Genomic DNA, 7,581 nt, shown 5'->3' on the forward strand with positions numbered 1-7,581 from the left:
AGGCCGCCCTCGCGGCTGATGCCCTGGCCGTAGAGGAGGTCGAAGTCGGCGACGCGGAACGGCGGGGCCATCTTGTTCTTGACGACCTTGACGCGGACGCGGTTGCCGACGGCCTCGGTGCCGTCCTTGAGGGTCTCGATGCGGCGGACGTCGAGCCGGACGGAGGCGTAGAACTTCAGCGCCTTGCCGCCGGTGGTCGTCTCGGGCGAGCCGAACATGACGCCGACCTTCTCGCGGAGCTGGTTGATGAAGATGACGGTGGTCCTGGTCTGGTTGATCGCGCCGGTGAGCTTGCGCAGCGCCTGCGACATCAGCCGGGCCTGGAGGCCCACGTGGCTGTCGCCCATCTCGCCCTCGATCTCCGCGCGCGGGACGAGCGCGGCGACCGAGTCGATGACGACGATGTCGATCGCGCCGGAGCGGATCAGCATGTCGGTGATCTCCAGCGCCTGCTCGCCGGTGTCGGGCTGGGAGACCAGCAGCGCCTCGATGTCGACGCCCAGCTTGGTGGAGTACTCGGGGTCGAGGGCGTGCTCGGCGTCGACGAACGCCGCGATGCCGCCCTTCTTCTGGACGCTGGCCACGGCGTGCAGCGCGATGGAGGTCTTGCCGGAGCCCTCCGGGCCGTACACCTCCACGACGCGGCCGCGGGGCAGGCCGCCGATGCCGAGCGCGATGTCGAGGGAGATCGCGCCGGTGGGGATCACCTCGACCGGTACCCGCGCGTCCTCGCCCATCCGCATGATGGAGCCCTTGCCGAACTGCCGCTCGATCTGGGCGAGTGCGGTCTCGAGAGCCTTCTCCCGGTCGTTCGCTGCCATGAGTTGTCCTTATCGTCGTGACTGTCGGCTCTCGGCCGCTGCTGTGCGATGACGAGGGCGACGTTACGGCGGGCCACCGACACTTTCGCATCCCTCGCGCGGCTGTGGACGGCGCCGCGAGCCGGGCACCAGCTTACCGAACATTAGTTCGACCATCGCTCGGTACGCTGATTTGGGCGGGAATCTCCGTGCGTTCCATGGCCAGAACCCCGTACGCTGGCGCCGTCCACGGAGGGTTCCATCATGACGCTGACCGTTCTCTTCTGCGTCGATCCGCTCCACCCCCGGCGCGTTGACCCCCACTTCTCCCGCGAGGCCGCGGCCGTGCGGGACCACTATGGCGAGATCGCCCTGATCGACCACGACGCGCTGCGTCGCGGGGACGTGGAGGCGGCGGTGCGTGCCGTGCCCTCCGAGCTGGGGGCCGTCTGGTACCGCGGCTGGATGCTCACGGGCGACGAGTACGCCGCGATGGCCACCACCATGAAGCGGCGCGGAACGGTGCTGCTGACCCATCCGGACGACTACCGGCGCGCGCACGAGCTGCCCGGCTGGCACGACACGTTCGCCGGGCTGACCCCGCACAGCGTGTGGCATCCCCTCGCCCCCGGCCAGGATCCAGGCGATCTGAACGAGCTGGGCGAGCTCGTCCGGCCGCTGGGTGCCGGGCCCGGCGTCATCAAGGACTACGTGAAGTCGCGCAAGCACGAGTGGAACGAGGCGTGCTTCGTGCCCGACGTGAAGAACCTCGCGCAGTTGCACGACGTCGCGGCCAAGATGATCGCCTTGCAGGACGACTATCTGGCCGGCGGCCTCGTCGTGCGCGAGTACGAGCCCTACGACGGCGAGGGCGAGGCGCGCGTGTGGTGGGTGGACGGGGAGCCCGCCCTGGTGGGCCCCCACCCCGACAGCCCGGACGTGGAGCCCGAGCCCGAGCTGGACTCCGTCGCCCCCGCGGTGCGGGCGCTCGGATGCCGCTTCATCACCACCGACCTCGCGCGGCGCACGGACGGCGTGTGGCGCGTGGTGGAGGTCGGCGACGGGCAGGTCAGCGACCTGCCGTCGTCCGTGGACGCCATGGACCTCTACGCGCATCTGCCGGTTCCGGACTGACACCGTCAGTGGCAGTGATGTGACGGAACCGGAACACAGGCCACTTCCGTCTCATCTTGCGCCGCCTCTAGGCTGTGGCTCCGCACGTTCGGAACCTTCCTTTCGGGGGCGTCCGACCATGCCGTCCGGAACCTTCTGGACGCTCGCCGTCTCGTTTTGAAGGACGTGTTCTCCTTGCCCCCACAGGAGCCCACTCGCCGACTCAGTTCCCGTGCCGTGAAGGTCGGGATGCTGAGCGCGCTGTCGCTGACTCTGGTGGCCTGCGGATCCAAGTCGACCACCGCGTGGTGCGTGGACCGCAACGCCCCTGCCATCGGCCAGACCAAGGGCGGCTACAAGGTGGTGCCCGACACCTTCTGCAACACCGGCGACATCAACCGGACCACGACTTCGTACGGCCAGTACTTCTGGTACTACGGCGGCAAGCGCACCTCTAACGGCTTCGTGTCAGGCGGACGCTCCTTCAGGCCCAGCAAGGGCAAGATCAAGTCGGCGAGCGGGCGCACGCTGAGCCGCGGCGGGTTCGGCGGCAGCGGCAAGAGCGGGAGCTAGCCGGTGCGCCGTACCCGCTCGACACCCCGGGACGGCTGGGCCGAGAAGGTCGAGTCGCAGGGGCTCGCCTTTCACCGGACCGCGCACCCCGAGCACCTGACCCGGCCCTACTGGGACGAGTCCGTCCACTACGTCTTCGACATGGACGAGGTGCTGGCCCTCGAAGAGGTCGTCGAGGAGCTGCACCGGATGTGCCTCCAGGTGGTGGAGCACGTCGTCACCACGGGCCGCTACAACGTCCTCGGCATCCCGGACTGGGTGGCCCCGCTCATCGAGGAGTCCTGGCGGCGCGGCGACCCGCATCTGTACGGACGGTTCGATCTGCGCTACGACGGCGACGGCCCGGCCAAGCTCCTGGAGTACAACGCCGACACCCCCACGGCGCTGGTCGAGAGCTCCATCGTCCAGTGGTACTGGCTGCAGGACGTCTATCCCGGCGACGACCAGTGGAACTCCATCCACGAGCGGCTGGTGGACCGCTGGAAGGAGATCCTCCCCGGGCTGGCCAAGGGGCCGGCGCACTTCGCCTGGACGAGCGGCGACGAGACCGGTGAGGAGGTCATGACGATCGCCTACATGCAGGAGACCGCCGAGGAGGCGGGTCTGCCGGGCGTGGCGATCGCCATGGAGGACATCGGCTGGGACTACGGCCGCGAGCGTTTCGTCGATCTGGAAGAGGAGGAGATCCGCACGCTCTGCAAGCTCTACCCGTGGGAGTGGATCGTCTCCGAGCCGTTCGGGCGCAGCGTTCCCGGCGCCTCCACGTCGTGGATCGAGCCGATCTGGAAGATGGTGCTCTCCAACAAGGCGCTGCTCGTCCTGCTCTGGGAGTTGTTCCCCGGGCATCCCAATCTGCTGCCCACCTACCTGAACACGCCAGGAAGCCTCACCTCCTACGTCCAGAAGCCGCTGCTGGGCCGGGAGGGCGCGAGCATGCGCATCGTCACCCCGGACGGCGGCGAGCAGCGCACTGAGGGCGCCTACGGCGCGGAGGGCTTCGTCTTCCAGGAGTTCTGCGCGCTGCCGGACTTCGACGGTGAGCATCCGGTGCTCGGCGCTTGGGTCGTCCACGACGAGTCGGCGGGGATCGGCATCCGCGAGACCTCCGGTCTCATCACCGACGACACCTCGTCCTTCGTCCCCCACCGCATTCCCCTGTAGCCCGACTCCGCAGTCCCCTGCGGCCATCTAAGGAGAACCATGACAACCGTGGCGGCGAACGACGACAGCCTCGGCCAGGTGTTGCTGGACGGGTCGGGGGCGCTCTTCGCCTACGCCGGGGTGGGCCTGGTGCTGTTCATCGTCGGCTTCTACATGACCGACCTCGCCACGCCGGGCCGCCTGATCACGGTGATCCGCGACCACCGCAACCCGAACGCGACGCTGCTCGCCTGCGCCGCCACGGTCGGGGTCGGCCTGATCGTCGCCATGTCGATCTTCGCCTCGGGCGGGGACCTGGCGGAGGGCCTGACCAGGACGCTGGTGTTCGGCGGGGGCGGCATCATCGCGCAGACGGTCGCCACGATGATCTTCGACCGGCTGGTGGGGATCAGCATCGGCACGCTGGCCGACGACGCCGGGGACAAACTGGAGCCCGCCGCGATCCTGCTGGCCGTGGCCAACCTCATGATCGGCTTCGTCATCGCCGTGGCGGTCTACTGACCGCCGCGCGCCCCCGGGTGCCGGGTCCGGAGGCTACTGGAGGGCAGAGGGGACGTCGAACGTGGCGACGACGGCCTGCCAGACCCTTTTGGCCGGGACGCCCTCGGCGAGGGCCTGTTCGATCGTGCGGCCGCCCAGCTCGGCCATGACGTAGTCCTTGGCGACGCTCTGGGCGTAGCTCTCACCGAACTGCTGTCTCATCCGTTCCCAGAAAACCGTCAACCGCACCCGGCCACGCTATCCGACGGACGGCTCCTCCAAGGACGCCGTGACCTCGCGGCTTACGACGTGACGCGGGCCCGGCGGCGCGTTCTGTCGGACCCGCGAGGCAAGATGGGCGCATGGGCGGTGACGTGCTCGAACGTTTCTCCCCGGCGACCCGTGCCTGGTTCTCCGGGGCGTTCGCCGCGCCCACCCCCGCCCAGACCGGGGCGTGGGAGTCGATCTCCGGCGGCGACAACACGCTGGTCGTCGCGCCGACTGGCTCCGGCAAGACGCTCGCTGCGTTCCTGTGGTCCCTCGACCGCCTCGCCGCCACCGGGGCCGGCAAGGCCGCCGAAGCGGGCGAAGCGGGCGGCGGCACGCGCGCGGATCCCCTGCGGCGCTGCCGCGTCCTGTACGTCTCGCCGCTGAAGGCCCTGGCCGTCGACGTCGAACGCAACCTGCGCGCCCCGCTGACGGGCATCCGGCAGGCCGCGCGGCGCCTCGGCCTGCCCGAGCCCGACATCCGGGTCGGGATGCGGTCGGGCGACACCCCGGCCGACGAGCGCCGCCGCCTGGCCGTCAGGCCGCCCGACATCCTGATCACCACGCCGGAGTCGCTGTTCCTGATCCTCACCTCGCGGGCGCGCGAGTCGCTGCGCGGCGTCGAGACGGTGATCGTCGACGAGGTCCACGCGGTGGCGGGCACCAAGCGCGGCGCGCACCTGGCGCTGTCGCTCGAACGCCTCGACTCCCTCCTCGACCGGCCCGCTCAGCGGATCGGCCTGTCGGCGACCGTCCGTCCCGCCGAGGAAGTCGCTGCGTTCCTGGGCGGGGCCCGTCCGGCCACGGTCGTCCAGCCCCGTTCCGACAAGGTCTTCGATCTCGACATCGTCGTCCCTGTGGAGGACATGGGCGAGGTGGGTCAGTTCGTCGACGACTCGGGCGCGGCCGATCCGCGGCAGCGCAGCATCTGGCCGCACGTGGAAGACCGCCTGCTCGACCTGATCGAGGGGCATCGCTCCACGCTGGTGTTCGCCAACTCGCGGCGGCTGGCCGAGCGCCTGTGCGGCCGCCTCAACGAACTCGCGTACGAACGCGCGACCGGCGGGCCCCTGCCCGAAGACCACTCCCCCGCCGCGACCATGGCGCAGGCGGGCGCGGCCAAGGGCGCGCCTGTGGAGATCGCCCGCGCGCACCACGGCTCGGTCTCCAAGGAGGAGCGGGCCGGCATCGAGAACGCGCTGAAGGAGGGCCGGCTGCCCGCCGTCGTGGCGACGTCCAGCCTGGAACTGGGCATCGACATGGGCGCGGTCGACCTGGTCGTGCAGGTCGAGTCGCCGCCGTCGGTGGCGAGCGGCCTCCAGCGGGTGGGACGAGCGGGCCACCAGGTCGGGGCCGTGTCCAAGGGCGTCATCTTCCCCAAGTACCGGAGCGACCTCGTCCAGACGGCGGTGGTGTCCGAGCGGATGCGCACCGGCGAGATCGAGGAGCTGCGCTACCCGCGCAACCCCCTCGACGTCCTCGCACAGCAGATCGTCGCAATGGTCTCCATGGACGAGTGGACCGTCGACGACCTGGAGGCCCTCGCCAAGCGGGCGGCCCCGTACGCCACGCTCCCGCGCTCGGCGCTGGAGGCGACCCTCGACATGCTCGCCGGGCGCTATCCCAGCGACGAGTTCGGCGAGCTGCGCCCCCGCCTCGTCTGGGACCGCGTGACCGGTGTGCTCCGTGAACGGCCCGGGGCGCAGCGCTTGGCGGTGACCAGTGGCGGCACGATCCCCGACCGCGGCCTGTTCGGGGTGTTCCTGGTCGGCGAGAAGGCGTCCCGCGTAGGGGAGCTCGACGAGGAGATGGTGTACGAGTCGCGCGTCGGCGACGTGTTCGTGCTCGGCGCCAGCTCCTGGCGCATCGAGGACATCACACCCGACCGCGTCCTGGTGTCGCCCGCTCCGGGCCAGCCCGGCAAGCTCCCCTTCTGGCACGGCGACACACTGGGGCGCCCTGCGGAGCTGGGGCGCGCGCTCGGCGCGTTCACCCGTGAGCTGGCCGGGCTGCCCGCCGAGGCGGCCCACGAGCGCGTCTCGTCCGCCGGGCTGGACTCCTGGGCCGCCGGCAACCTCGTCTCGTACGTGGGCGAGCAGCGGGAGGCCACCGGCCACATCCCCGACGACCGCACGATGGTCATCGAACGGTTCCGCGACGAGCTGGGCGACTGGCGCATGGTCGTCCACTCGCCGCTGGGCGCGCGTGTGCACGGCCCCTGGGCGCTGGCTATAGCGGGCCGCCTGCGCGAGCGGTACGGCGTCGACGCGCAGGCCATGCACGCCGACGACGGCATCGTCATCCGCATCCCGGACATGGACGAGGCCCCGGGGCTCGACCTGGCGGTCTTCGACGCCGACGACATCGAACGCATCGTCGTCGACGAGCTCGGCGGGTCGGCCCTGTTCGCCGCCCGGTTCCGCGAGTGCGCGGCCCGGTCCCTGCTGCTCCCCCGCCGCCGTCCCGACAAGCGCATGCCGCTCTGGCAGCAGCGGCAGCGCGCCGCCCAGCTGCTGGCCGTCGCGAGCAAGTACCCGTCGTTCCCCATCGTCCTCGAAACGATGCGCGAGTGCTTGCAGGACGTGTTCGACGTCCCGGGCCTGGTGCAGCTGATGCGCGACCTGTCGGGCCGCAAGGTCCGCATGGTCGAGGTGGAGACCCCCGAGCCGTCCCCCTACGCCCGCTCGCTGCTCTTCCACTACGTGGGCGCCTTCATGTACGAGGGCGACTCTCCCCTCGCCGAGCGTCGCGCTCAGGCCCTCGCGCTCGACTCCGCGCTCCTGGCCGAGCTGCTCGGCCAGGCCGACCTGCGCGAGCTGCTCGACCTCGACGCCGTCACCGAGACCGAACGCGAGCTCCAGCGCCTCGCCGAAGACCGCCGCGCCCGCGACATGGAGGGCGTGGCCGACCTCCTGCGCGCGCTGGGCCCCCTCACCACCCCAGAGGCAGCCGAACGCACCACCCTCCCCTCCAAAGTCGCGCAAGACGACGCGCCGGACGCTGCGTCGCAGGGCACGCCAGACACCGCGTCGGAGATCGCCTCAGGAGCCACACCGGCCCCCGCGTCGCAGGGCACGCCGGAGATCGCGCCAGATGTCGCGCCGGACGCTGCGTCGCAGGGCACGGCGAAGGGGGCGGCTGGGGAGGTTTCGGCGGGCGCTCTTGTGCGGGTGTCTCGGTGGTTGGG

At 70.8% G+C, this 7,581-nt stretch carries 7 protein-coding genes; 5 read left to right on the forward strand and 2 right to left on the reverse strand.

Features of this window, described 5'->3' with window-relative positions:
- Window positions 1-821 (reverse strand): recombinase RecA (gene recA / locus E1298_RS41295; protein ID WP_131902833.1); only part of this gene is annotated, 821 nt, incomplete at its 3' end.
- A gap of 243 nt (window positions 822-1,064) precedes the next feature.
- Between recA and E1298_RS41300 the strand changes: the two genes are divergently transcribed.
- The 4 genes from E1298_RS41300 to E1298_RS41315 all read left to right on the forward strand — a co-directional run bounded on the left by E1298_RS41300 (window position 1,065) and on the right by E1298_RS41315 (window position 4,148).
- The gene (locus E1298_RS41300; RefSeq protein ID WP_131902834.1) at window positions 1,065-1,934 is read left to right on the forward strand and encodes an ATP-grasp domain-containing protein; all 870 of its coding nucleotides are present in this window, start codon (window positions 1,065-1,067) and stop codon (window positions 1,932-1,934) included.
- Window positions 1,935-2,162: 228 nt separating this feature from the next.
- Window positions 2,163-2,486, forward strand: coding sequence for a hypothetical protein (locus E1298_RS41305; protein WP_131902835.1), 324 nt, complete (start codon window positions 2,163-2,165; stop codon window positions 2,484-2,486).
- A gap of 3 nt (window positions 2,487-2,489) precedes the next feature.
- Window positions 2,490-3,647, forward strand: coding sequence for a glutathionylspermidine synthase family protein (locus tag E1298_RS41310; protein WP_131902836.1), 1,158 nt, complete (start codon window positions 2,490-2,492; stop codon window positions 3,645-3,647).
- Window positions 3,648-3,686: 39 nt separating this feature from the next.
- Entirely contained in the window at window positions 3,687-4,148 is a 462-nt protein-coding gene (locus E1298_RS41315) for a DUF350 domain-containing protein (protein ID WP_131902837.1), read from the forward strand.
- A gap of 33 nt (window positions 4,149-4,181) precedes the next feature.
- Here the strand turns inward: E1298_RS41315 and E1298_RS41320 are convergent, their stop codons facing one another.
- Complete coding sequence (locus E1298_RS41320; protein WP_131902838.1) at window positions 4,182-4,376, reverse strand: DUF3046 domain-containing protein; 195 nt, start codon at window positions 4,374-4,376, stop codon at window positions 4,182-4,184.
- A 113-nt stretch (window positions 4,377-4,489) separates the two neighbouring features.
- Between E1298_RS41320 and E1298_RS41325 the strand changes: the two genes are divergently transcribed.
- The coding region (locus tag E1298_RS41325; protein ID WP_243726155.1) for a DEAD/DEAH box helicase at window positions 4,490-7,581 on the forward strand (3,092 nt) is incomplete at its 3' end.

The sequence above is a fragment of the Actinomadura rubrisoli genome (assembly GCF_004349215.1).
GTDB lineage: Bacteria > Actinomycetota > Actinomycetes > Streptosporangiales > Streptosporangiaceae > Spirillospora > Spirillospora rubrisoli.